The organism is Streptomyces flavofungini, from assembly GCF_041028215.1.
GTDB lineage: Bacteria > Actinomycetota > Actinomycetes > Streptomycetales > Streptomycetaceae > Streptomyces > Streptomyces flavofungini_B.
Genome location: NZ_JASKYR010001367.1, coordinates 1 through 880, shown reverse-complemented (window position 1 = coordinate 880; position 880 = coordinate 1). Strand labels below are relative to the sequence as shown.

The following is an 880-nucleotide window of genomic DNA, read 5'->3' as shown; positions in this document are numbered from 1 at the left end:
CGGCACGGCACGGGCGGCCGCTCCACCTGCCGAAACCTCCGGGACCAGGTGTGACGTTTTTTGAATCCGTGACGCAGTAAGAAGTGAGCCGACTGGTCATCGGCCCGCGCACGAGCCGGGGGTTCCCCCCGTACCTTCGGCTCCGTGCCACCGGCGTGGGGGGGGATACGTTCCCCCGATCCCGCCCACGCCGCTTCTGTCCCGCCGCGGGACGTCCGCTACTTGTAGACCACCACCCGGTCGCCCTTGCGCACCTGCGCGAAGAGGCCCGCGATCTTCGCCTTGTCCCGGATGTTGACGCAGCCGTGCGAGCCGCCCGCGTACCCCCTGGCCGCGAAGTCCGCCGAGTAGTGCACCGCCTGGCCGCCGCTGAAGAACATCGCGTACGGCATGGGGGTGTCGTAGAGCGTCGAGACGTGGTGGCGTGACTTCCAGTAGACCTTGAAGGTGCCTTCGCGTGTCGGCGTGTACTGGGCGCCGAAGCGGACGTCCATCGTGGACACGACCTTGCCGTCGATCATCCAGGTCAGCGTGCGGCTGCTCTTGGCGAGGCAGAGGACGCGGCCCGTCATGCAGCGCGGGTCCGGCTTCGCGGCCGGCATGCCGCCGTTGGCGTACAGCTCCTGCCGCGTCGGCTCGCGCGTCATGCCGAGCAGCCGCTGCCAGGTGACGGTGTCCGTCCGGCCGGTGACGGGCAGCCCGCGCTTGGCCTGGAAGCCGCTGACCCCCTCGGCCGTCGTGGGGCCGTAGTGACCCGTCGGGTTCGTGGGGAACCAGCCGATCTGCCGCAGCCTCGCCTGGAGCTGCCGCACCTGCTTGCCGTCGGCGCCCTGGGCCATGAGGGTGCGGGGAGCGGGCGTGGGGCTGGGCGGCGCCGAAG

1 protein-coding gene is annotated in these 880 nt (G+C 70.9%); it reads right to left on the bottom strand.

Annotation, left to right across the window (positions count from 1 at the left end):
• Positions 1-218 precede the first annotated feature (218 nt).
• Positions 219-880, bottom strand: a 662-nt coding sequence (locus tag AB8Z36_RS41100; protein WP_369218439.1) for a L,D-transpeptidase family protein, incomplete at its 5' end; no start/stop codon positions are given.